We start from the raw sequence: 23,959 nt of genomic DNA on the forward strand, positions 1-23,959 counted from the left end.
CCGCAGTTCAAACGATGGTGAACAGCGGTTGGTCGTACTCAACCGGCTGGCCGTCTTCGACGAGGATGGACTCGATCACACCGCTGGTTTCAGCTTCGATGTGGTTCATCATCTTCATGGCTTCGACGATGCACAGGGTGTCGCCTTTCTTCACGGTCTGGCCGACTTCAACGAAGGACGGCGAGGTTGGCGAAGATTTGCGATAGAAGGTGCCGACCATCGGCGAACGGGCAACGGTGCCGTTCAGCGCTGGAGCAGCAGCGGCTGCTGGAGCGGCTGCAGCAGCAACCGGAGCGGCAGCCGCGGCAGGTGCAGCGGCCGGAGCCTGCATCGGAGCCGGTGCGTAGTACTGCTGCGCCGGGGTCTTGCTGTGACGGCTGATGCGTACGGACTCTTCGCCTTCCTTGATCTCGAGCTCGTCGATGCCGGACTCTTCCAGCAATTCGATCAGTTTCTTAACTTTACGGATATCCATGAATCATCAACTCCCAAGGGTCGGTCAGGGGCGTATAGCTTGTTGTTCAAGCTGCTCTAGTGCAGCCTCCAGGGCCAGTCGATAACCGCTGGCGCCAAGGCCGCAGATCACTCCCACCGCTACGTCGGAGAAGTAAGAGTGATGGCGGAAAGGTTCGCGTTTGTGCACGTTGGACAAATGCACTTCGATGAATGGGATGCTCACCGCCAGCAGCGCGTCACGTAATGCGACACTTGTGTGTGTAAAAGCTGCTGGGTTGATCAGAATGAAGTCCACACCTTCGCCGCGCGCGGCGTGGATGCGGTCGATCAATTCGTACTCGGCATTGCTTTGCAGATACAGCAGATGATGGCCGGCGTCACGGGCGCGGCGCTCCAGATCCTGATTGATCTGCGCCAGGGTGGTCGACCCGTAGGTCCCGGGTTCCCGGGTGCCGAGCAGGTTCAGGTTGGGGCCGTGCAGCACCAGTAGCGTTGCCATCTGCGTGTTCCTTGTTATGGGTGAGCCTTCATCAGAACCCGGCGACTATGCCGCAAAGACTTTGTGACTGTCCAGTTCTCTGCAATAGCCAGCACGATCTCCGATGTTTGCGCGAAATATGTGACTGAGTGATCAGATCCGGTCATTCACGCGGCCAAACCCGGCACAATCGCGATCAGACGCGGAATGCCTGCACCGCTGTATGCAGTTGCCCGCCCAATACCAGCAGATTCTCCCCCTGTTCGCGTCCTTCGCCGATGCGCAACAAGTTATCCCCACCCAATTGATGAATGCGTTCGCTGTGATCGCGGATTTCGCTGACCGCGCCGCTTTGCTGCGCGGTGACCTCGGCGATGCGCACTGCCGTGTCGGAAATGGTCTGGATCGCGCCGACGATCTTGTCCAGCGCACCGTCCGCCGATTGCGCCTGATTGGCCGTGGCTTCGGCGTGCTCCACCTGGGCGCGCATACCTTCGACCGATTGTCGGGCGGCGGTTTGCAGGCCGGCGATCAAGGTCTGGATTTCTGCGGTGGCGCCGGCGGTGCGTTGTGCCAATGAGCGGACTTCCTCGGCCACCACGGCAAACCCGCGGCCCATTTCTCCGGCGCGGGCGGCTTCGATCGCGGCATTCAGGGCCAGCAGATTGGTCTGGTCGGCAATCGAACGGATCACTGTCAGTACGCCGCCAATGGTGGCCGACTCTTGCGCCAGATGTTCGATCATCTGCGCATTGCCTTGCACTTCTCCGACCAGCGCATGCAGGCCGGTGAGGCTCAGGCCGATGACCTTTTGCCCATGCTCGACGGCCTGTCCCGCGTGACGGCTGGCGTCCGCAGCCTGACGGGCATCGCCGGCCACCTGCTGGATGGTCGCTTCCAGTTCGCTCAGGGAGTCACGGATCAGCGCGGTATCGCCGGCCTGATGCTCGGCGCCGCTGTGCAGGTCGTTGCTCAGTTCGGCCAGGGTGCGGCTGCTGCCCGCCACTTGTTCGGCATTGCCGCGAATCGTCCCGACCAGATCCACCAGATAGGCACGCAGGCGATTGAGCGAGGCTTCGATGTCGTGCAGTTCGCGGTTGGTCTTGCCCAGATGAATGTCACGGCTGAAATCACCCTCGGCCCAAGTCGACAATGCGGGCGCGAGATTGGTCAGGGTACGAGCCAGACGTCGCTGCAGGGTGTCGATCAGCAGGGCGATCAACAGGATCAAGCCGATCATCACACCTTGCATCAGGCGCACTTCGCTCTGGATCTGCCCGTGTTGGGCACGTACTACTGGCTCAAGGCCAGCGATGGCTTGTTGAACGGCGGCGATTTTCTGGTGGGTCGCGCTGCTGAGTTCGGTGCGTTTCTGGATCTGGTCGCGGGTGCGGGCCAGTTCTGCCGGATAGCGGCCAAGCAAGCTGTTGAGTTCGCGTTTGAGACCGACGCCGGCGTCTTCGGCGACGGCTTTTTCAGTGCTTTCAATGCCCATCATCGAGGCGAAATCGTCGCTGCCGGATTCGCTACGGGTGACCACGCCGAGCAAGGGCAGGGCATCGATTGCCTGGGCCTGGGTGCGGATGTTGGTGATCTCGCGCTCGACATCGGCAGCCAGTTCACTGCGCCCGCTGCTGACCAGTTTGTCGCGGGCCAGCGACAACTTGCCCAGATGCTGAGAGGCGGCAAGCAACGGCGCCAGATAGGTCAAGTTGCCGCCGGCATAGGTGCTGAGCTGATCGAGGCTGGCACTCAATTCGCGCTCGGCCTGCAACAGCAGCGCCTGCGGATCGCCGGCCAGTTTGCCGGCGGCCAGCAGGTCGGTCTTGCTGAATTCATCGAGGCTGGTGAGGCTCGGGCGCAGGGTGTCGGCCAGGGCGGGCGGCAGCTCGCCGAGTTCTTTCTGCAGGCTGTCGATGGCCTGGCTGGCGCTGCTCAGGCGCAAGGCATCGCCGCTGCCGAGGTAGTCCTCGACGTTGCGCGCGACTTCATTCTGAAATTGCTGTGACAGCCCGAGGTAGCGCTCCATCAGCAGATACGGGCGTTCGAGGGCTTTTTGCGACCACCACAGCGTGGCACCGAGGGCCACGCAGACGGCGACCAGCAACAGCGTGTTGAGATTGGTGAGCAACTTCAGGCGCATGACGGCTACCAACGGCAGAAATGGTAAGTGCCTGAATTTATTTCTGTTCTGTTACAAGGTTATGACCGAATCGGTGGATTCCGGTGAAAAAGTGGCACTTTGCTTTGAGTCTCGCGCGGTCTGCACCCGATTGCGGCCTTCACCCTTGGCGCGGTAAAGCGCCTCGTCGGCCTGGCTGGCCATCATCAGGCTGTCGGAGTCGTCGTGCATCTCCACTACCCCGGCGCTGAAGGTGCACCAAAGATCCTGTGGCTGGGCCGGGTAATGGATTTCAGCGAAGCGCTGGCGAATTTCGTCGAGCACTTTGTGCGCGGCTTCTATATCGGTGTCAGGCATGACGATGGCGAATTCTTCGCCGCCGTAACGGCCGATGAAGTCGGTCTTGCGCAGACGCTGCTTGAGGAACAGCGCCAGGCTCTTGATCACCCGGTCGCCCATGGGGTGGCCATGGCTGTCGTTGACCCGTTTGAAATGGTCGATGTCGAGCATTGCAAAACTCAGCGGCTTGTTTTCGCGGCGGGCGCGGAACGAGCAGTCTTCCAGCAACTGAAGAATGTGCGTGTGGTTGTACAGGCCGGTGAGGCTGTCGCGGACCATCCGTGCTTTCAGGTTGCGCGCACGGGCGGCGCGGTTGCGCACCGTGGTGATCAGGTGGCGCGGTTTGATCGGCTTGGTCAGGAAGTCATCGCCGCCCTCGCTCATGGCGTCGAGCTGCTTGTCGAGGTCGTCTTCTGCCGACAGATAAATGATCGGCACGCTGACGTAACGGTCGTTGTGGCGGATGACCTTGGCCAGCTCGGTGCCGGTGCAGGCCGGCATGTACATGTCGAGGATGATCAGGTCCGGCTGGAAATCCGCCAGCTCGGCCATCGCCTGAATCGGCTCGATCAGGGTACGGGTGACAATCCCGGCGCTGTTGAGGAGGCGCTCGGTGTGCATCGCCTGGGCGCGGGAGTCGTCGATGATCAGCACTTTATAAGGTTCGTACTGAGCGACGCAGGTCAGGACTTCGATTTTCTCCAGCAAGCTCGAGGCTTCGAGGGTGCCGGTAAGGAACTCCTGACCGCCGGCGCGCACGGCGGCGAGGCGGGTAGGGGTGTCGGTTTCATGCAGGCTGAAGAACAGCAGTGGCAACGGCTCTTCCAGACCTTGCTGGGCTTCGGCGGCGAGTTTCAGGCCGACGCCGGCGCCGCTGAAGTCCACGTCCATGACGATGGCGGCCGGCAGACGCTCGACCATCGAGGAGCGAAACGCCGACACACTGTCCAGCGCCTGGGCGCTGAGACCGAAGAACTCCAGTTGTTTGGCCAGTCGTTCGGCGCGGTCGTGATCCTGAAGCATCACGTAGATCGGTTTGCGCAGGGGCGGCAGAAAGGTCTGGTCGAGTTGATCACCATGGCGCAGGCCGGTGCGCGACAGACGCTGCATCAAACGGTTGAGATCGGTGATCAGGCCGCTGCTCAGGCGCCCGCGATTGGCGTCGACGGCTTCCAGCGACTGGCTGATGTGATGGGCCAGTTGGGTGTGCTCGGGCTGTTCGAAGCGCTCGGCAAAACGCAGCAGGCGCAGATTGGCCTCGCTCAGTTCGGCGAGGTCGGCAGTGGACCACTCACTGCGTTGCAGGCGCTGCCATATCTCAAGAATCTGACGTGCCTGATGAATTACCCGCTGGGCAAAGTGGTGCTTGAGGCGCTCGCGGCTGGGGTCTTCTGGCTCGGTCATATCCTGACTACTAGTTAGGGTGCATGCTGAGATCGACTGGTGGCTCTATGCTAGCACCTCTTTCCGGTTACATCAGTGTCGTACGTCAATAATCTGCGGTGCGTCACCATTCAGTTTCTGACCGGCGGGTTTTGCTTCGAACCGGGTCGTCGGTAGAGGCCCCGTGAACAGGGCACTTTGTGGCGTGTCGAGAAGCAGTTTCTGCCGAAAACGCGTAACGAAAACCTGAGGGAACACGAGTTTTTCCGTGGGTATCGGCAAGCATTTCTCGGGGTGACGGGCATCAGGGAATCCCTTAGTGCACGACGCCCGGTCCAAAGAGTCACCCCCTGTCATTATTGACGGGTGCGGGCCAGAGGCACGTTGTTGTATGGTTGCTGTCGAACCGTTGAACCCAAGATTGAAAGGATATCGCCATGCTGGACTGGAAGAATCGCGCGAGCAGTGCGCCCGAACGTGCCGCCGAGCCGAAATCCGCCGCCCGCAGCTATGTGGGCGGCCTGTTGTTCAGCCGCGCGCTGGCCACGCTGGTCGGTATTTATCTGTTGGTGACCATCGCCCTGGGCTGGTACTGGAGCGAGGAACCGGCCCTGTTTCCCGTGGCGCAGAACGCCCAGCTGGCCGCCGAGAAGGAAGGCAAGCAGATGGTGGTCGGCTACACCACCGTCGAAACCCTCAAGACCGTCGCCAGTACTCTGCTGAACAAACCGGGCGGCTACATTTCCAACGACCGCTTCCCGCCAGGCCTGTGGATGGACAACATGCCCAGCTGGGAATACGGCGTGCTGGTCCAGGTGCGCGACCTGACCCGTGCCTTGCGCAAGGACTTTGCCCGCTCGCAGTCGCAGTCGGCTGAAGATGCCGATCTGGCCAAGGCCGAACCACGCTTCAACTTCGACAACAAGAGCTGGATCCTGCCGTCCAGCGAGTCGGAATACCAGGAAGGCATCAATTCCCTGAGCCGTTATCAGGCGCGCCTGTCTGACCCTACCCAGAAAAACGCCTTGTTCTACGCCCGCGCCGACAACCTGAACAACTGGCTGGGCGACGTCGGGACGCGTCTCGGTTCGCTGTCGCAACGGCTGTCCGCCAGTGTCGGCCGGGTCAAGCTCAACACCGCGCTGAAAACCGAAGTGCCAGCGGTGGGTGAAGTGCCGCAGGTCGACGAGGAAGTCGTCGAGACCCCGTGGATGCAGATCGACAACGTGTTCTACGAAGCCCGTGGCCAGGCTTGGGCGCTGTCGCACCTGCTGCGCGCCATCGAAGTCGATTTCGCCGATGTGCTGGCGAAGAAGAACGCGACCGTCAGCGTGCGTCAGATCATTCGTGAACTGGAGGCGTCTCAGGAGCCGATCTGGAGCCCGATGATCCTCAATGGCAGCGGCTTCGGTGTGCTGGCCAACCACTCGCTGGTCATGGCCAACTATATTTCCCGGGCCAACGCCGCCGTGATCGATTTGCGTCAACTGCTCAATCAGGGCTGAGTCATGGACGAGAGCGCCAGAGAGGCGGCCCACCGCGCCGCCTCGGATGCCGAACAGATCGCCTGGGTCGACGAGCAGGACAACCTGCTCGGCGCCCTGGTACGTTCCGACCTGCGCGAGCGCGGGCTGATCGGCCGTGGCACCTACATCATGCTGTTCAACTCCGCCGGTGAACTTTGCGTGCATCGGCGCACGTTGAGCAAAGCCATTTATCCCGGTTACTGGGACGTGGCGGCAGGCGGCATGGTGCAGGCGAACGAGACCTACGCCGAGTCGGCGGCCCGTGAACTGGAGGAAGAGTTGGGGGTGAGCGGCGTCGAGCTGACGGCCCACGACCATTTCTACTTCGAAGACACCGGCAATCGCCTGTGGTGTTCGGCGTTTTCGGCGGTGTGGGACGGGCCGTTGATCCTGCAACCGGAAGAGGTGCTCGAAGCGCGCTTCATTCCGGTCGATCAGGTGATGCGCGAAATCAAGCTGAAGCCTTATTGCCCGGACTCTCTGGCAGCGTTGAAACGCTATCTGAAGGCTCAGCAAAGCGACGTCGCAAAGAACTCATAAATTGGCGCCGATTGGCACTTAGCAATCGGCGTTTTTGCCGTTACACTGCGCGACCTTTTCAAGCTGTGCCGGCCTGTTTTCAGGAGCAACCGGTGCAGTAGCGCTGCCCCTGCCTGAGTGGGGCTTCGCGGTCGATAGCCTTGCCCAAGGCTGCGATCAGTCTTTGTCCTCCCAAGAGGATTGCCGGTGGCCAAAAAAGCCGCATCCTTCGCCGCCCTGGGCGGCCTGGTATTTTCCACCGACGCAGGTCGTCATTGCCCGGAATGCAGCAAGCCGGTGGACGCCTGTATCTGCAGACAAACCGTGATCCCGGCCGGTGACGGCATTGCCCGCGTGCGTCGCGAGAGCAAGGGCCGTGGCGGCAAGACGGTGACCACCATCACCGGCGTGCCCCTGGCCGAAGACGCACTCAAGGAGCTGGCGACAACGTTGAAGAAACGTTGCGGCACCGGCGGTGCGTTGAAGGACGGGGTCATCGAGATCCAGGGCGATCATGTCGAGTTGCTCCTGGCCGAGTTGATCAAGCACGGTTTCAAGGCGAAGAAGTCCGGCGGCTAGCAGCCTCTGTGAAAACCACCTGCGGCTTGATCCGGCACTGATCGTCATCGGTTCCGGCGTCGTTTCCATGGTTTTCACAGAGCCTGTTCATGACCGGTTTCTAAACTCAACGCTGTCAGCGCGGTCTACCGCCCCGCTGACGAACCGTCATTTTCATTCTTTAGACTGCGCCGGCCTGAGATCAGGCGACGCACTATGACTTCTTTATAGGGGACTTCGATGTCCGTACGACGCACACGCAAAGACGATGGCAGCCAATGGACAGTTGCGGACAGCCGCAGTGTTTACGGGATTCGCCATTGGGGGGCCGGGTATTTCGCGATCAATGACGCCGGTCGCGTCGAAGTTCGTCCGAACGGCCCGAGCAGTTCGCCTATCGATCTGTTCGAACAAGTCGACCAGTTGCGCAAGAGTGGCTTGTCCCTGCCGCTGCTGGTGCGTTTTCCCGACATCCTGCAAGACCGCGTCCGTCAGCTGACCGGTGCGTTCGATGCCAACATCGAGCGTCTGGAATACCAGAGCAAGTACACCGCGCTGTACCCGATCAAGGTCAACCAGCAGGAAGCGGTGATCGAGAACATCATCGCCACCCAGAACGTTTCCATCGGTCTGGAAGCCGGTTCGAAGCCCGAGCTGCTGGCAGTGCTGGCACTGGCGCCGAAGGGCGGCACCATCGTCTGCAACGGGTACAAGGACCGCGAGTTCATCCGTCTGGCGCTGATGGGCCAGAAGCTCGGCCACAACGTGTTCATCGTGATCGAGAAAGAATCCGAAGTCGGCCTGGTGATCGAAGAAGCGGCTTCGCTGAAGGTCAAGCCACAGGTCGGCCTGCGTGTTCGCCTGTCCTCGCTGGCTTCGTCGAAGTGGGCGGACACCGGTGGCGAGAAGTCCAAGTTCGGTCTGTCGGCGGCGCAACTGCTGTCGGTGGTCGAGCGCTTCCGCGCGGCGGGCCTGGATCAGGGCATCCGCCTGCTGCACTTCCACATGGGTTCGCAGATCGCCAACCTGGCCGACTACCAGCACGGCTTCAAGGAAGCGATCCGTTATTACGGTGAGTTGCGCAATCTGGGCCTGCCGGTCGATCACATCGACGTCGGCGGTGGTCTGGGTGTGGACTACGACGGTACTCACTCGCGCAATGCCAGCTCGATCAACTACGACATGGATGACTACGCCGGTGTCGTGGTCGGCATGCTCAAGGAGTTCTGCGACGCGCAGGCCTTGCCGCATCCGCACATCTTCTCCGAAAGCGGCCGTTCGCTGACCGCGCACCACGCGATGCTGGTGGTGCAGGTGACCGACGTCGAGAAACACAACGACGACGTGCCGCAGATCGAAAACAAGGAAGCGCTGCCGGAAACCGTGCAGTGGCTGGTTGACCTGCTCGGCCCGACCGACATTGAAATGGTCACCGAAACTTACTGGCGCGCCACCCACTACATGAGCGATGTGGCTGCCCAGTACGCCGACGGCAAGCTGACCCTGGCTGAAAAAGCCTTGGCCGAACAATGCTACTTCGCCGTGTGCCGTCGCCTGCACAACTCGCTGAAGGCGCGCCAGCGTTCGCACCGCCAGGTGCTGGACGAACTCAACGACAAGCTGGCCGACAAGTACATCTGCAACTTCTCGGTGTTCCAGAGCCTGCCGGATACCTGGGCCATCGATCAGGTGCTGCCGATCATCCCGCTGCACCGTCTCGATGAAGAGCCGCTGCGTCGCGCGGTGCTGCAGGATCTGACCTGCGACTCCGACGGCAAGATCAACCAGTACGTCGACGAGCAGAGCATCGAGACCAGCCTGCCTGTGCATGCGCTGAACGAAGGTGAAGATTACTTGCTGGGCGTGTTCCTGGTCGGCGCCTATCAGGAAATTCTTGGCGACATGCACAACCTGTTCGGTGACACCGACTCGGTGAACATCTACCAGAACGCCGACGGCAGTGTGTACCACGCCGGGATCGAAACCCACGACACCATCGAAGACATGCTGCGCTACGTACACCTGTCGCCGGAAGAGCTGATGACCCACTACCGCGACAAGTGCGCCAGTGCCCGCATCAGCGCCAGCGAGCGTACCCAGTTCCTCGATGCACTGCGCCTGGGTCTGACCCGTTCCTCCTACCTGTCTTCCTGACGGCAGGTTCCGAATCCATCAGGTTGTCTGAAATTGTTCCGTATTAATCGGAGTTTTCAGACAACCTGGTGAGACTTGTCTTTTTCGACTAGCGAATTGACTGTCGTCCTCACGAGAAAAGTGATGTCGTCTGCTTTTCACGTAGGTCATTTCCTAATTTGTACTTCGGCTCTCTACTCGGCCATGGCTCTCGGCGAGAATCCCCGCCCGCCCCTCCTGTAGAGAATCATCCATGTTCGATCCAGCCGACGAGCCGTCGTTTCGCCTCGATGTAGCGGGTCTGTCCGCCCCGTTCGAAGTCCTGGCCTTTACGGGGAGCGAGGCCATCAGCGAGCCTTTTGCGTTCGAAATCGATGTGTTGATCGACGATCCTCATCTGGACCTTGCCGGCCTGCTCTATCGCTCGGCACGCCTGTCCTTCGGGCCGTCGGGCAACGGCGTTCACGGCCAGTTGCAGGGGCTTGTCCAGCACGAACATGGCCATGGGCCCAGATTGTGCCGAGCGCGGCTGGGGCCCCGGCTGAGTTGCCTGGGGCTGCGTCACAGCCAGCGGATTTTCAGTGGCCGGTCTGTTCCACAGATTCTGGACCAAGTGCTCAGGGAGCATGGAATCACCGGTTCCCGGCGCCGCTTCGAATTGCAGGTCGAGCATCCGGCCCGCAGATTCTGCACCCAATACGGCGAATCGGATCTGCAACTGGTGCAGCGCCTGTGTGCACAGGCACGGATTCACTATCACTTCGAGCATGGGCAGGACAGCCACTGCCTGGTGTTCGGCGATGATCCGGCGTTGCTGCCGCCATCAGAGGCGGTGCGATTCGACGTTGAGGGGCAGGCGCCGGCGGTGCGCCGCTGGGCGACCCGGGAACAGGCTTGTGGCCCCGGTGAACATGCCCGGCGGATTCGATCGGCGCAGGGGCACTCCGACGTGCCGACCCTGCGCTGCGGTCAATGGCTGAGCCTGTCGTCGCAGCCATTTGCGCAATGCGGTACGAACTGGTTGCTGACCCGAGTCGAGCATCGCGCCGATCAGTTGCTCGAGCCCACTTACAGCAACCGAATCTGTGCCGTCGAACACTTGCAGGTCAATGCGCCGGCCGTCGAACGCCCGGCGCTGAGCATGAGCAGTCTGCAACGCGCCTGGGTCGTGGCGGTCGATGAGCCCCGACCTGACCGTTCGAGGCCCGTTGCGGTGCAGTTCGACTGGCTCTACCAGGGCGAGGGCGCAGCGCCCAGCCACTGCTGGCTGCCACTGGCTCCGGCATTGGCCGACACGGCGACGAAGGCATTGCGCGAGGGTGTCGAAGTGGTGGTCAGTTTTCTTGAGGGTGATCCCGAGCAGCCGGTCATCAGCGGAGTCCTGCAGCCACCGGCATACGACGGCAGCCATGAGGAGGATGAACCGCCGCCATTGCCCGAGACGCTGGCCAGTGAAGGAATCGCACAATGGCTGCGTGGCGCCGAACCCCTGTTGCTGCTGTGCCTGATGCCCGGGGGCGGCAGCTTTCATCACTGTCGGGAGGCCGTGTGCAGTTGCCGGCTGCTCGCGGGGCGCAAACCTGGCGATGGACGATGAGCGGTACAGCGCCGGGGCAACGTGCGCAGTGGCTGTTGCTGGACGTTGCGCATGCGGCGCAGGCCTTGAGTGTATTGCGCCAGGGTTTCCCGGATGTGCCGAGCCTGAAGCTGTTCGACGGTACGGAGTTTCAGCCCGTGTGCGAGCAGGGACCGTTGCTGGTCGATCTGCGCGATTGTCCGATGCTGTCGGCGTTATGTCATACAGACCCGCAGATCTGGTGCGGGCTGTTGCTGGGCAGCGATGCCTCAAGCGAATCGCTGCGTGAACATTTGCAACGGATGCTGACGGTTTCTGTCGGTCTGAATCATCGTGCGCTGCTCAATTACTACGACCGGCAGACGGCCAGCTACTTTTTCGACGCCTGCGATGCGCGCCAGTTGAGCCGCTGGCTCGGGCCGATCGGTTGGCTGCGCTGGTTCGGCGGTACCTGGGCCGACCGGGCGAGCGGCATCCAGGGATGGCAGCAACTGCGCAATCCTGGGCTGGACGTCGAGCCACTCAACATCGAGCAGTCCCTGACCCGTCATCAGCGTGAACACTTGCACCGCTGCCTGCTGGAACAACATATCTGGCGCTGGAGCCAATCGACGGGAACCGATTACCGCGCGTTGTCCTCCCACGTTGAACAAGGCCTGACATTGGGTTTCAGCGAGCGGGCCGTGCTGGACGACTGGTTGTGGCTACGCCTGCTGCATCCGCGTGCAGAACTGATGCAACCGCCGCAAGGATTGACCCAGCAAGAGCGGCTCGATCATCTGCGTCGACGCTGGCAGAACGACCCACCCTGACACGAGGTTTCGCGCGCATGGCCCATTCTTTACGGCATTGGTTTTGCGCGATTCCTGCCGGTGCTCGATCAGATCGACGAGTTTATCCGGCACACGCCGCCTCAATGAACACCGCCGGCGAGCCAGCCGTCGTTGCGCCGCAGTCGCCACGCCAATGTGCCGAGGGTCAGGCTGCGCAGCACCATGAACAGCAGGAATGAAATCCACAGTCCGTGATTGCCCAGCCCGCTCAACGCCCAGGCGAACGGCAGCAACAAAGCGACCGTCAGCAGCATGCCGTTGCGCATTTCCCGGGCGCGGGTAGCGCCGATGAACAGGCCGTCGAGCAAGTAGCTCCACACCGCAATCAACGGCAGCACGGCGAGGTAGGGCAGATAGATGAACGCAGTCTCGCGCACGCTCTGAATATCGGTCTGCATTTCGATGAACAAGTGCCCGGCGAACAGAAACAACACAGCAAAACCCAGGCTTGCCAGCAACGACCAGCCACCGGCGACCACCAGCGAACGACGCAGCGCAAGGCGATCACGGGCGCCGATGGCGTGTCCGCACAAGGCCTCGACCGCGTGGGCCAGGCCGTCCAGCGCATGGGCGGTCAGCAGCAGGCCGTTGAGCAGCAGCGCGTTGGCTGCCACCGTGGCATCACCCAGTCGCGCGCCCTGCACTGTGATCAGGAAAAATACCGATTGCAGCGCCAGGCTGCGGATGAAAATGTCGCGGTTGACCCCCAGCAGCGGTCGCCAGCTCTGCCACACCCTCAATGCCGCCCAGACGATATGCCCGGGGTAAGCGCGCAAGGCCTTGTGGGTGAGTGCCAGGCCGAGCAGGGCGCCGCACCATTCGGCGACCACCGAGGCCCGGGCCGAGCCGACCACGCCCCAGTCCAGACCGATGACGAACCACAGGTTCAGCACGATGTTGATCAGGTTGGTGGTCAGCAGAATCGCCAGCGGCGCCCGGGCGTTCTGGGTGCCAAGAAACCAGCCGACCAGAGCATAACTGGCCAGCGCCGCCGGCAGCCCGAACAGGCGGGTGTAGAAGAAGTCGCGGGTCAGTTCATTGAGTTCCGGCGACGGTTGCATGAAATGCAGGGCGACGCCGCTGAGCGGCACGCCCACGGCCCCCAGCAGCAGCGCCAGCCCCATTGCCAGCAACAAGCCTTGCAGCAGAATCTGCCGCAGTGCCGCACCATCGCTGCGCCCGGCCGCCTGCGCGGCGAACCCCGTGGTGCCCATGCGCAGGAAACCCATGGCCCAGGCCAGAACGGTGTACAGGCTCGCGCCCACCGCTACGGCGCCCAGTTGGTGGGCATGGGGCAGGTGACCGATGACGGTGCTGTCGACCAGCGCCACCAGCGGCACAGAGAGGTTGGAGAGGATCATGGGGGCGGCGAGGGCCCAGACCCGGCGATGGGTCGGGCGGTCGCGCCAGTCGGCGATCAGGTTGGACATGCGGGCTCCTTGGGGAGCGGCATTGTAGCGGGAGGTGTCAGTGAATGATCCAGCTCAGCAGCCACAGCCCCAGCAGCAACCAGATGATCCCGGCAATGATTGACGCATTCATGAAGGCGCGGATCGCCGACCACAGCAGCATCAGGCCAACGATCAACGCGATGATGCTGATGATCGAAGTGTCCATGCCCAGGGCCTTTGCCAGCCCGTCGACGAAGTTGCCGCCGGCATGGCTCAGCACGTTGAACAGGCCACTCAGGCCGTCGACGATGAAACGGATGATCGAGCCGAGCGCCTGGCCCAGCCATTCGAAGAAGCTTTCTACCTGCATGTTTTCATCCTGATGAAAGAGCTGAGCCTTGGGCCGCGGCGGGGGCGGTCGAGTTCCCTGCAAGCATAGAGGGTTTGCCCGGTGGTGGCTGCCCCTTGCCTTCGCGCAGCATCCCCTCGAAGCTATACGCCTTCAGGAGAAATCGATGAACCTTGTTGAACTGACCGAACGCCTGCACGCCATTCGCGACCGTAATGACTGGCGGCAATTTCACAGCCCGAAAAACCTGGCCATGGCGGCCAGCGTGGAAATGGCCGAGCTGGTGGAAATCTTCCAGTGGCTGAGCGAAGACCAGTCCCGCGAACTGCCCGCCGAAAAACTGGCCCACGCCGGCCAGGAAGTCGGGGACATCGTCCTTTATCTGTTGCTGCTGTGCAGCGAACTGGGGCTGGACATGAATGAAGTGGTGCGTAGCAAACTCGCCGACAGCGAACGGCGGTTCAGCTGATGAGCGACCGTCATTTCGATCAGTTGGCGACCCGTTTCGCCGAAAAAATCTACGGCGGTGCCAAAGGCGCAATCCGCTTGGCGGTGCTGCAGGCCGACCTCGCCGAAGCCCTGCCGGATCGTCCGCTGCGGGTGCTGGACATCGGTGGCGGCCTGGGCCACATGTCTCTGTGGCTGGCCGAGCGCGGTCACGAGGTGACTTTCACCGAGCCGGCCGAGCCGATGCTCGAAGGCGCACGTCAGCGCTTTGCCGATGCCGGGCAAACCGCGACGTTCATTCAGGCGCCCTGGCAGGAACTGCTCGGGCAACTCTCCGAACCCTATGACGTGGTTATCTGCCACGCGGTGCTCGAGTGGCTCGCCGAACCCCACGCGATCCTGCCGGTGCTGCATCAGTTGACCAAGCCCGGCGGCTGGCTGTCGCTGGCGTTCTACAACCGTGATGCGCTGGTCTACCGCAACCTGCTCAAAGGCCATTTCAAGAAAATACGCAGGAACGACATGGCCGGCGAAAAGCAGAGCCTGACCCCGCAGCAGCCGCTCGATCCACGGGAACTGGCCACGCAACTCGAAGGGTTGTGGCAGGTCGAAACCCAGAGCGGGATACGGGTTTTCCACGATTACATGCCGGTGGAATTCCAGGCCCGCGCCGAGTTGATTGATTTGCTCGAGATGGAACTCGCCCACCGTCGTCACCCAAGCTTCGCCGGGCTTGGGCGCTACTTGCACTGGATCTGCCGGCCGATCTGATCGGAGCATGAAATGAAAGGTCATTCAGGGTTATTGCTGATCTGTCTGGGGTTGGCCGCCTGCCAGGGCAGCAACCCTTATGTGGCGCAGTCGCGGCCCTTGCCGCCGGCGCCACCGCAAGCTGCGACCACCTTTGACCGCAGCGCTTACCCCGCGCCGCCACGCGATTACGGGCGTTACCGCAGTTGGGCGTGGCTCAACGGGCGCCTGCCGCCGGGGAGTGCCTGGGCGGATTCGGCACAAGTGGCCGAGGCCGTCAGCAGTGCGCTGGACCAGCGCGGCTTGCGCCCGCTGCACGACAATCGCCCGGCCGACTTGTTCGTCAGCGCCAACCTGAGCCTGGAAACCCGCCTGCGTCAGGTCCAGGACGATTACGGTTACTACGGTGGATACGGCGGTTATGACCGTTACGGCCGGGGTTACGGGATGTACAACACGGTGCCCATTGTCCGCACCTATCAGGAGCAGGTCGTGGTGGTGCGGGTCGATCTTTTCGACGCCGGCACCGGCCAGCCGGTCTGGAGTGCCAGCGCCGAAACCGGCACTCAGGGCAACCAGAGTGACCGTGCCGATGCGATCCGGGAGGCTGTCGAAAAGGCCATGTCGGCGTATCCTCCCAGTTAGCTTCCCGTGAACCGGAAGCTCCCTCAGGTTCATGTTTTCCACCGGAGAAAAACCATGTTCCGCCGTTTTGCTTTACTGGCTGTGGCCGCGCTGCTCAGTGCCTGCGCCACCAACCAGGTCAATCATGACTTTGACGCCAGCCGCGACTTCGCCGCCTACCGCAGCTGGAGCTGGAAAGAACCTGCCCTGCAGTACCGCCCCGACGATCCTCGGATCAAGAGCGACCTGACGGAACAGCGGATCCGCCAGTCGGTCGCCGATCAACTGGACCAGCGCGGCCTGCGCCCGGCCACGGCGGGCAGCAAAGGTGACTTGAGTGTGCAGGCCTACCTGATCGTCGAGGATCGCCAGCAACAGGTCACCACCAATTACGGCGGTGGGTGGGGTGGTCCATGGAACGGTTATTGGGGCGGGCCGATGTACAACGAAACCCGCAACGTCACCTACAAGGTGGCGACCATTCAGATCGACCTGCTCGACGGCAAGGACGGCAAACTGGTGTGGCGAGGCAGCGACGAGCAGATGCTCAGCCGCACGCCGAACCCTGCGGATCGCAGCAGCGCCATCCATGAAACGGTGACGCGTATCCTGTCGAACTACCCTCCGCGCTAAGTGAGCGCCTTGAACGGGAGCCCAGGAGCTCCCGTTTTTTCTGAAGGGACGGCTGGCGTGTTGCCAGCCGTGTCGTCACGCCGCGTCTACACTGACATCCACCAATGGAGCTTGCGCCCGGCCGTGCGCCGGCAAAGGAGTGCGCCATGTCGCGTCTTTCGCAGTGTCGCGGCCCCGCCCGGCAGCGCGGGGCCATCGGCTTGATGGCGGCCGCCACCCTCAGCCTCGCGCTGATCCTGATGTTGCTGGTGGTGGACACCGGCCGTCTGTACATGGAACAGCGCAAATTGCAGCGGCTGGTGGATAACGCGGCACTGGAGGCGGTCAGCCGTGGCGGCAATTGCCTGCCGGGCCTCACTGCCGCCAGCTACGCCGGGCAAAGTGCGACACGCAACGGGTTTGTCGCCGATGCCAATAACGTCCTTGTGATCGATTGCGGAAAGTTGGTGACAGCCGCCACCGGCCTGCGCACGTTTACGGTTGACGCGACGCAATCAGAGGCGGTCAAGGTCGCGGCCAACCGCACCGTGACCACCAGTTTTGCCGGCGGCGTGCAGGCGCTGTTCAGTGCCGCACCGGTCAGTCTCAATACCGTGCTCTACGCTTCGGCGGTGGCGGCCAAGCCCAAGCCGACCGTCGCTCAATTGAACATCCGCAGTAATCTGGCCAGTATCGACACCGCGCAATCGAACATCCTCAACCCGCTGTTTTCCGGATTGCTCGGCGGCAACGTCAATCTGACGGCCCTGGGCTGGAACGGCTTGCTCAACACCGACATCAATCTGCTCAGCTACCTGAATCAACTGGCAATCAACCTCAACGTGGCCGCCGGCAATTACAGCCAGTTGCTCAATACCCAGGCCACGGTGACCCAATTGATCCAGGCTGCGGCTACCGTGGTGCAACTCAACGGTGCCACCGCCGATGTGATTACAGCGCTCGGTCAGTTGCAAGTGGCGGCGATCAATGCTGCGCCGGTAAAGCTCGGCGACATCCTGCAACTGCAGATCGGCACCACGGCGGCCGGGCTGGATGCCAATCTGCAACTGTTACAACTGGTTCAGGGCGTGATTCAACTGGCCAACAGCAAAAGTGCGGTGGCCGCGACCCTGCCGATCAGCGTGCTGGGGTTGGCGAATGTTACGGTGCGGGTCAAGGTGATCGAGCCGCCGCAGTTCTCGGCGATTGGTGATCCGGCGCTGGCCAAGGCCAATCCTCTGGGGCCGAACCGGATTTATGTGCGCACTGCGCAGATTCGCACGATGCTCTCGGTGAATCTGCCGGTGTTGACCGGGGTGGCCGGGCTGAGCAACGCGGTATTGGGATTGGTCGGCACTCTGAGCACGACTGTCAATCAGCTGTTGACCCTGAATCTGGTCTCGTTGGCCAACTCACTCCTTTGCCTCAGTTGCCAACGGATGGACCCGTTATTGTTGCCGTCACCGACAATCGACATCAGCCTGGATGCCGGCGGCGCCATCAGTTATGTCACCGACTACAGCTGCCCGACCGGCAATACCGGCACCAAAAGCCTGACGGCCCACACCATCACCTCGATTGCCGACCTCAAACTGGGCAAGATTGACCCGACCAACGCGTTTTCATCCTCTGCCGAACCCACGGTCACCCCGTTGCCGCTGGTGGATCTGGGCATTGTGACCTGCCATACGATTTTAGGTATTGGCAGCTGTGACTCGAATACCCACGTGCAATACGGCGCCGGCGGTATCGCGATCATGGTCGATACCAGCGTGGCGCAGAACACTCAGGATCTGGTGTTTTCCAGCAGCACACCGTTCGCCACGCCACCCAACCTGAAACAGCCGCCGAGCGTGATTTCCGTCGTACCCACCAGCAACATCGTCAACAGCCTGTCGAGCACGCTCGCCGGAATCAATCTGATTGTTTACCAACCGATCGGCAGCAATCCGCTGGGCTCCGTTGTAGCGGGTGTGGCGGGCCTGATCAGTAGCGTCACGGCAATCCTGCAACCGCTGATCACCAACCTGGTCAGCCCGCTGCTCGACCCGTTGCTCAATAACCTGCTAAAGGGGCTGGGGATCAACCTGATGGATGTTGATGTCGGCGCCAACATGACCTGCGGCCAGACCGGCAAGGCGTATCTCGTCATCTAGTCATCGGGTGCAATCGGCAGTTCGATGCAGAACCGCGCACCGTCCGCCGAGTTGCACACGCTCAGATGGCCGCCCATGTTTTCGATGATTCCGTAACTCACCGACAACCCCAGACCGGTACCGATGCCCACCGGTTTGGTGGTGAAGAACGGCTCGAAAATCCGCTCCAGCAGACGCGGGTCGATGCCGCCGCCATTGTCCTCGACCCACAGTCGCACCTTCTGCTCGTCGTGCTCGGCGTAGATCGAAATCCACGGCTTGAACGCCGGATCGGACTCGCGTTTGCCCAGCAGCGCATCCCGGGCGTTGACCATCAGGTTGATCAGCACCTGTTCAAGCTGATCGACGTATCCGCGCACCTGAACCTCGAACGCGGTTTCACTGATGCGCAAATCCACGCCTTTGCCGCGGATGCCTTCGGCCAGCAGTGACAGCGTGCCTTCGATGGCGCTGGCGGGGTTGAACAACTGTTGTTCGATTTCCGAGCGACGGCCGAACACCCGCATGTGATCCACCACTTTCGCGGCACGCTGGACCTGGGCGTCGATGCGGTTGAGTTTGTCGGTCAGGTAGTCGATCTGCACATCGCCGTTGCTCAGGCGCTTTTGCACGTTGACGATGGCCATGCGCATGACATTCAGCGGCTGGTTGATTTCGTGGGCGAGACCTGTGGCCATTTCGCCGAGGGTGGCCATTTTTGCGCTCTGGGTGAGTTGTAGTTGGGAGCGGCGCACTTCGGTGTTGTCGCGGCCAACGGCTTGTACTTCGATCAGTTTCCCGTGCTCATCGAACATGCCCCGATCCGACCACACCCACCACGCATGCTCGCGCCCCGGCAATTGCAGGTTGATTTCGGCGGTGCTGACGGGGGATTCCGGGGTCAACAACGCCAGGCGCTCGACGAAGTCTGCGCGTTGTACGTCCGACATCCAGCTGCCCAGATTGACCCCCGGTAAATCTTCGGGAGCGCATTCCAGGTACTTCGCCAGCGGCTGGTTGCCGAACGTCAGGATCAGGTCCGGACGATAACGGCAGATCATCGCCGGCGAGTCCTCCACCAGAATCCGGTAGCGCTCTTCACTCTGTCTGACTTGTTCGGCAGCCAGCGTCGCCTCGGTGACGTCCAGCCACAAGCCGACGGCTTCCACCGGCAGGCCGAGGTCATTGCGCAGCAGGCGGGCCTCGTCGAGCAGCCAGTGGTAATCACCGCGACTGTCGCGCAAGCGATAGCGGGCACGTACCAACCCTTCGCGCAACAGCTGGCGGGTGCGTTCGAAATACAGGGCCCGGTCCTCCGGGTGTATCCGCTCCACCAGTGCGCCGGCATCGCAGTCTTCCAGGCTCCAGCCCAGCAACGGTTGCAGACTGGCGCTGAAAAACGCCGGCAGCAACGCGCCCTCGACGTAGTGCTGGACATAGATGACCGCCGGTGAACTGGCGATCAGATTGTCCAGTCGCGCATGGGCCGCAGCGGCCAGTTGCTGCTGATTCTTGATGTCGCTGATGTCCAGCATGAAGCCTGCCAGCCGACGGTGATCGCCGGTGCCGCTGACCTGCCCCTGAAGGCGATACCACGCCGGGGGCTGACTGCTGTCGCGAAGATGCAGGCGCACGCACAGGTCAAGGATTTCGCCGTGCACCTGCAGGTCCTGCAGGCGGCTGCGCACTTCTTCGCGGTCAGCGGGGTGGATCAGATTCAGCCAGTTTTCCAGGGGCAGCGTCGAGCTGTCCCGTTGCAGGATGGCGGCCAGTGTCGGGGCCAGCTGGATGTGTTCGCCACTGCTGCCGATTTCCCACCAGCCGGTGCCCAGCAATGTCTGCAATGACTCCAGGCGTTCCAGCTGCAGTTGATGCTGCTGCTCACGCAAACGCCCGAGCAACGGACCTGCCAGCGCCCCGGCCAGCATCAGCCAGTCACGGTCGGTCAGATACGGCGCGGTCTTGTCCACCGCATAAAAGCCGCAGAGCAGCCACGCCATCACGCCACGATCATCGCTGTAGGGCACGGCGAACCCCTCGGCATTGCCGAACAGCCCCTGCACCCGTGTGTGTTCATACTGGCCGTAATGCGCCCCGAGGCGCTGCGGGCCGGTGCCATTGAGGCTGTCCAGCGGCGTGCCGAGGCGCTGGCCGTCCTGCCATAGCGCGGGCGCATCGTGGGCGTGGAACTGGCAGTGAATCTGCCACACCTGTTCCTGCTCATTGAGCAAGGCGAGTGCCACACACGGGATCTGCCAGCGCTGCGCGATTATCTGCAGTTGATCGCTGACGACCATCGGCAGTCGTCCCAGGCTGCAACTGCGCAACTGCTTGCTGATCTGCTCGGCAATCCCGTGGCACGCCTCGCGTTGATGCGCTTGCCGGCGTTCGGACAGCAGGTCGGCAATGTCGATCAGTTGCAGCAGCCAGCCGTGGCCCAGAGGCTGGGCCCAGCCGCGCAGGTGCAGGGTCTGTTCGCCCAGGCCGGTGAAGTCCAGGTCCAGCAGTTGCCCTTGCCATTCCTGCGGCCGGCCTTCGATCGCCAGGGTGCTGTGGGGTAGCAGTAAGTCGTGCAGTGGCAACGGTTTGTCATGGGGTATCTGCTGTGCCAGCAACAGGCGCAAGGGGCCGGCCATTTGCAACACGGCGCCTTCGCCATCGAGGTACAGATGCAGACCCGTCGCGGGCGAGCCGAGCACGTCCGGCAGGTCCCCGGCGAGCGGGGCGCGCTTGAGCAGGCGGCCGAACAGATTGTCCCCGGCCGTCAAAATTTCAGGCTCGAGCTGGCGGTCAGGTTGGTGGGCAGGCTGGGTACGGTGCCGATGCCTGGCAACACCAGAAACGGAATGACCTGATTGAGTTTGCTGACGGGGTAATTGACGCTGACGGTGAGCGTGCCCAGCGTTGAGTCATAGGTTGCTGAAGTGTCCACGCCTACTACCACGTTCAGGGACGTTGGCAAGCCTGAAAACTGCTGCGTCAGAGCGGCATTGGCGGTGTTGACGACAACCGTCGAGTAGTTGGGCGTCGCAGGGTCGACGGCGACGCTGCGGCGGACCGCTTCGGCGGTGGCCTGATTGAACGTCTGCATCAGCACGAACGGCAGGGCATAGCTGACCAGGCCGTAAAACACCGCGAAAAAGATCACGAACACCAGGGCGAATTCGATCGCCACCGCACCTTTTTGCGCCTTGCGAGAGCCGGTTTTCATCCGTGCGTCTACCCTGACAGTCACTGCGTAGTATCAGCATAGAATCATTCAGCCAAAACGGACGGTTTTTACCGGATGCAAAGCCTTGTTCTTCTGATCTGGTTGGGCTTGTGTGCAGCCCAGGATGCCCGGCAACGGAGAATCGCCAACCTCCTGACATTGGGCGTTGGCGCCCTGGCACTGGTTTATCTGCTGTATTGCGGGACCACCTGGATGGGCGCCGCAGCGGAGCAGGGCGGCTGGGCCTGCCTGGTGGCGCTGGCGTTCACCCTGCCGGGGTATTTCATGGGGCGCATGGGGGCCGGGGATGTGAAATTAATGACAGCCCTTGGCCTTGCGACGGACGGTACATCGCTGCTCGGGATATTTATCGGCGCCGGCGTTGCGAGCCTTGTCTGGATCCTGCTGGCGCCAAGACTCTGGCTTCATATGAGTCAAGGGGTTAGGCAACGTCTTCGATATATGGCGCCATCGATGTCAAAAAAGCTGCCATTTGCGCCGTTCGTGCTGATCGGTTTTTTACTCGCACTACCTTGGATCCATTAGTCGCCAAACGCCACTAGTCTTATGTACATAGTCGGAAAGTGCGTCTACTTTCAATGTACTGGTTATACAGCCAACGGCTGACAGTACAGGAACGGTCAGGTTTGGCCCGGGCATGGAGTGGCACGTGAACAAGCTTACATCTGCGGTAAAAGTTCTTGTGGTCGATGATCAGGCACTGATCGTCGAGGAACTCTGTGAGTTTCTCGAGAGCAGCGGCTATCGCTGTGTCCCCTGCGGGTCCGGCAAAGAGGCGGTCGAGCGTTTTGCCGAGGATCCGGCGATCGGTCTGGTGCTGTGCGACCTGCACATGCCGGACCTCGACGGCATCCAGCTGGTGCAGGAGCTGCAGCGCCAGGCCGGCAAGCAGCGAGTGTTCGAAGCGATCATGCTCACTGGCCGCGCCGACAAACAGGATGTGATCAAGGCGCTGCGTGCCGGGATTGCCGACTACTACCAGAAGCCGGTCAATCTGGATGAACTGCTCGAAGGCCTGCAGCGTCAGGAGACCGTTCTGCAGGAACGGCACAAAACCCTGCAACTGGGGCAGTTGAATCAGAAACTGCAGGACCTGTCGTCGTCCATCGATGATCTGTATCAGGATCTGGACAAAGTGCGTCGCGGGCCGGCCCCCGTCAGTGAGCAGGCATCGGGTGACACCGACATGCTGGAGATCCCGGCCATTTTCAATCAGCTGTCGCCGCGGCAACTGGACGTGGCGCGCCTGGTGGGCAAGGGGCAGACCAATTACCAGATCGCCTGCGAGCTGGGCATCACCGAAAACACCGTGAAACTTTACGTCTCGCAGGTGCTGCGCCTGACCCACATGCACAACCGCACCCAACTGGCGCTGGCGCTTACGCCGCGTGCTGCGGCTTTACGTCAGCGGGTTACCGCGCACTAGCTCGTTGCTCCTGGCCGCCATCGGGCGGCCAGGAACGTCGACACCTCCAGTCAGTTCTTCCTCTCGATCTTGCCCCCGGCATCGGGGTCATAGAAGTCGGGGATGTCATATTTGTATTTCTTCAGCCAGCGCTGCATGGCCAGTTCACGTTCGGTGGCCGTGGCTGCCTGCGGATCGGGGGACGCGGCCTTGTTGCGGCTTTGCAGCAACAGCCAGCCCTCGGTTTCCTGCTGCTGGGCCGAGGCGGGGCCGGCGTCGATGGCCTGTGCGCCGAGCGGCAGGCTCAGCAGCCCCACGCAGCACAGTGTCTTGACGATGTTCATGGCGCCTCCTTGAGGATCACTTGATGGTCGCCGGTTGCGGGTCAGCCACTACCGCGACCTGATTGCCCGCGGCGGCTTTCGCCTTGACGGGCGACTTGAGTTTTTCCGCCCGCTCCTGAGCGTCGGTGAACTGTTCCGGAGTCAGGTGTGCGCGACTGACGATTTCGGCAGCCTGCTGCCAGTTGTTCTGGTAGATCAGCAGGGTGATCAGATTCAGCGTCGCCAATTGATTGTTCTGCTTGAGCTCGATGGCCGTGAGGAACTCGAAGCGCGCGTCTTCGAGCCGCAACTGATTGAGGTACACCACGCCCAGATCGTTGTGAATGTTTTCATTGGTCGGCGCCAGTCGCACGGCGCGCTGCAGGTGCGCCTGGGCCTGGCCGTTGTCGCCACGGGCGGCATACAGCTGACCCAGGCCGTGTTCGGCGTCGGCACTCAGACAGGTGCCGAGCAGGCCGCGATACAGCGGTTCGGCTTCATTGCGTCCCAGCAGACGATAGACCTTGGCCTTGCGCAGACGCACCTCCACGAGGTTGTCGGGCAGGCCTTGCAGGTTGGCCAGACTGGCGTGCAGCTTGCCGTCGTTGGCCAGGTCGTCCACCAGATTCAGCGACAGCTCCTGCTCGGCGCTCAGCTTGCTGCAACTGCTCGGCGCCAGCATGGCGGTCCACGGCGCCTGACCGTCCGTTGCGCAACCGCTCAGCAGCAACAGGCTTGCCACCACCATCAGTGCTTTCATCAAACGCT

At 61.9% G+C, this 23,959-nt stretch carries 23 protein-coding genes; 13 read left to right on the forward strand and 10 right to left on the reverse strand.

The annotated features are described in order from the left end of the window. Window positions 1–7 precede the first annotated feature (7 nt). The 4 genes from accB to gcbA all read right to left on the reverse strand — a co-directional run bounded on the left by accB (window position 8) and on the right by gcbA (window position 4,799). A complete protein-coding gene (gene accB / locus ACSPX5_RS26920) occupies window positions 8–475 on the reverse strand; it encodes an acetyl-CoA carboxylase biotin carboxyl carrier protein (protein WP_007951023.1) in 468 nt (155 codons plus the stop codon). Between the two features lie 24 nt (window positions 476–499). Then, window positions 500–955 (reverse strand): type II 3-dehydroquinate dehydratase, encoded by a 456-nt coding sequence (aroQ, locus tag ACSPX5_RS26925; protein WP_169428681.1) that lies wholly within the window; start codon window positions 953–955, stop codon window positions 500–502. Window positions 956–1,130: 175 nt separating this feature from the next. Then, entirely contained in the window at window positions 1,131–3,077 is a 1,947-nt protein-coding gene (locus ACSPX5_RS26930; RefSeq protein WP_439820587.1) for a methyl-accepting chemotaxis protein, read from the reverse strand. Window positions 3,078–3,128: 51 nt separating this feature from the next. After that, on the reverse strand, window positions 3,129–4,799 hold the full coding sequence (gene gcbA / locus ACSPX5_RS26935; RefSeq protein WP_085711233.1) for a diguanylate cyclase GcbA: 1,671 nt from the start codon (window positions 4,797–4,799) through the stop codon (window positions 3,129–3,131). Between the two features lie 416 nt (window positions 4,800–5,215). On the opposite strand from gcbA, the gene ACSPX5_RS26940 reads away from it, so the two are divergent. The 6 genes from ACSPX5_RS26940 (at window position 5,216) to ACSPX5_RS26965 (ending at window position 11,902) form a co-directional block, all read left to right on the forward strand. Continuing rightward, a complete protein-coding gene (locus ACSPX5_RS26940) occupies window positions 5,216–6,283 on the forward strand; it encodes a DUF2333 family protein (RefSeq protein ID WP_169428683.1) in 1,068 nt (355 codons plus the stop codon). 3 nt (window positions 6,284–6,286) lie between these two features. Then, window positions 6,287–6,844, forward strand: coding sequence for an NUDIX hydrolase (locus ACSPX5_RS26945; protein WP_169428684.1), 558 nt, complete (start codon window positions 6,287–6,289; stop codon window positions 6,842–6,844). A 186-nt stretch (window positions 6,845–7,030) separates the two neighbouring features. After that, a complete protein-coding gene (locus ACSPX5_RS26950; protein WP_085732741.1) occupies window positions 7,031–7,402 on the forward strand; it encodes a translation initiation factor Sui1 in 372 nt (123 codons plus the stop codon). A 219-nt stretch (window positions 7,403–7,621) separates the two neighbouring features. Further along, a complete protein-coding gene (gene speA, locus ACSPX5_RS26955) occupies window positions 7,622–9,535 on the forward strand; it encodes an arginine decarboxylase (protein WP_011332271.1) in 1,914 nt (637 codons plus the stop codon). Between the two features lie 232 nt (window positions 9,536–9,767). Further along, window positions 9,768–11,111 carry a type VI secretion system Vgr family protein gene (locus ACSPX5_RS26960; protein WP_439820588.1) on the forward strand — a complete coding sequence of 448 codons (1,344 nt, stop codon included), beginning with the start codon at window positions 9,768–9,770 and terminating at the stop codon, window positions 11,109–11,111. Beyond that, the gene (locus tag ACSPX5_RS26965) at window positions 11,108–11,902 is read left to right on the forward strand and encodes a DUF4123 domain-containing protein (RefSeq protein ID WP_207865667.1); all 795 of its coding nucleotides are present in this window, start codon (window positions 11,108–11,110) and stop codon (window positions 11,900–11,902) included. Before ACSPX5_RS26960 ends, ACSPX5_RS26965 begins: the two co-directional genes overlap by 4 nt. 101 nt (window positions 11,903–12,003) lie before the next feature. Here ACSPX5_RS26965 and ACSPX5_RS26970 read toward each other — a convergent pair whose 3' ends face one another. Both ACSPX5_RS26970 and ACSPX5_RS26975 read right to left on the reverse strand, forming a co-directional pair. Next, window positions 12,004–13,353 (reverse strand): MATE family efflux transporter, encoded by a 1,350-nt coding sequence (locus tag ACSPX5_RS26970; RefSeq protein WP_207865669.1) that lies wholly within the window; start codon window positions 13,351–13,353, stop codon window positions 12,004–12,006. Between the two features lie 37 nt (window positions 13,354–13,390). Beyond that, entirely contained in the window at window positions 13,391–13,684 is a 294-nt protein-coding gene (locus tag ACSPX5_RS26975) for a hypothetical protein (protein ID WP_085711241.1), read from the reverse strand. Between the two features lie 145 nt (window positions 13,685–13,829). Here ACSPX5_RS26975 and ACSPX5_RS26980 point away from each other — a divergent pair, with 145 nt between their 5' ends. From ACSPX5_RS26980 to ACSPX5_RS27000, 5 genes are all read left to right on the forward strand, one after another. After that, a complete protein-coding gene (locus tag ACSPX5_RS26980) occupies window positions 13,830–14,132 on the forward strand; it encodes a MazG-like family protein (protein WP_169428688.1) in 303 nt (100 codons plus the stop codon). Next, the gene (locus ACSPX5_RS26985) at window positions 14,132–14,881 is read left to right on the forward strand and encodes a methyltransferase (protein WP_439820589.1); all 750 of its coding nucleotides are present in this window, start codon (window positions 14,132–14,134) and stop codon (window positions 14,879–14,881) included. The genes ACSPX5_RS26980 and ACSPX5_RS26985 overlap by 1 nt, the downstream gene beginning before the upstream one ends. A gap of 12 nt (window positions 14,882–14,893) precedes the next feature. Beyond that, entirely contained in the window at window positions 14,894–15,505 is a 612-nt protein-coding gene (locus ACSPX5_RS26990; protein ID WP_085732749.1) for a DUF4136 domain-containing protein, read from the forward strand. A gap of 54 nt (window positions 15,506–15,559) precedes the next feature. Continuing rightward, on the forward strand, window positions 15,560–16,117 hold the full coding sequence (locus tag ACSPX5_RS26995) for a DUF4136 domain-containing protein (RefSeq protein WP_207865675.1): 558 nt from the start codon (window positions 15,560–15,562) through the stop codon (window positions 16,115–16,117). A 146-nt stretch (window positions 16,118–16,263) separates the two neighbouring features. Continuing rightward, window positions 16,264–18,252 (forward strand): pilus assembly protein TadG-related protein, encoded by a 1,989-nt coding sequence (locus ACSPX5_RS27000; protein ID WP_439820590.1) that lies wholly within the window; start codon window positions 16,264–16,266, stop codon window positions 18,250–18,252. Here ACSPX5_RS27000 and ACSPX5_RS27005 read toward each other — a convergent pair. Continuing rightward, a complete protein-coding gene (locus ACSPX5_RS27005) occupies window positions 18,249–20,999 on the reverse strand; it encodes a PAS domain-containing sensor histidine kinase (RefSeq protein WP_439820591.1) in 2,751 nt (916 codons plus the stop codon). The genes ACSPX5_RS27000 and ACSPX5_RS27005 overlap by 4 nt on opposite strands. Beyond that, on the reverse strand, window positions 20,996–21,442 hold the full coding sequence (locus tag ACSPX5_RS27010; protein WP_439820592.1) for a TadE/TadG family type IV pilus assembly protein: 447 nt from the start codon (window positions 21,440–21,442) through the stop codon (window positions 20,996–20,998). Before ACSPX5_RS27010 ends, ACSPX5_RS27005 begins: the two co-directional genes overlap by 4 nt. 75 nt (window positions 21,443–21,517) lie before the next feature. On the opposite strand from ACSPX5_RS27010, the gene ACSPX5_RS27015 reads away from it, so the two are divergent. Next, window positions 21,518–21,988, forward strand: a complete 471-nt coding sequence (locus ACSPX5_RS27015; RefSeq protein ID WP_169428694.1) for an A24 family peptidase — start codon at window positions 21,518–21,520, stop codon at window positions 21,986–21,988. Window positions 21,989–22,112: 124 nt separating this feature from the next. Continuing rightward, window positions 22,113–22,889, forward strand: a complete 777-nt coding sequence (locus ACSPX5_RS27020) for a response regulator transcription factor (RefSeq protein ID WP_323161510.1) — start codon at window positions 22,113–22,115, stop codon at window positions 22,887–22,889. Window positions 22,890–22,939: 50 nt separating this feature from the next. On the opposite strand, the gene ACSPX5_RS27025 is transcribed toward ACSPX5_RS27020, so the two are convergent. Both ACSPX5_RS27025 and ACSPX5_RS27030 read right to left on the reverse strand, forming a co-directional pair. After that, window positions 22,940–23,212 carry a DUF3613 domain-containing protein gene (locus tag ACSPX5_RS27025; RefSeq protein ID WP_169428696.1) on the reverse strand — a complete coding sequence of 91 codons (273 nt, stop codon included), beginning with the start codon at window positions 23,210–23,212 and terminating at the stop codon, window positions 22,940–22,942. Between the two features lie 16 nt (window positions 23,213–23,228). Beyond that, window positions 23,229–23,951 carry a tetratricopeptide repeat protein gene (locus tag ACSPX5_RS27030; RefSeq protein WP_439820593.1) on the reverse strand — a complete coding sequence of 241 codons (723 nt, stop codon included), beginning with the start codon at window positions 23,949–23,951 and terminating at the stop codon, window positions 23,229–23,231. Window positions 23,952–23,959: the final 8 nt, after the last annotated feature.

Source organism: Pseudomonas sp. HLG18, from assembly GCF_051903985.1.
In the GTDB taxonomy this organism is placed as follows: domain Bacteria; phylum Pseudomonadota; class Gammaproteobacteria; order Pseudomonadales; family Pseudomonadaceae; genus Aquipseudomonas; species Aquipseudomonas fluorescens_BT.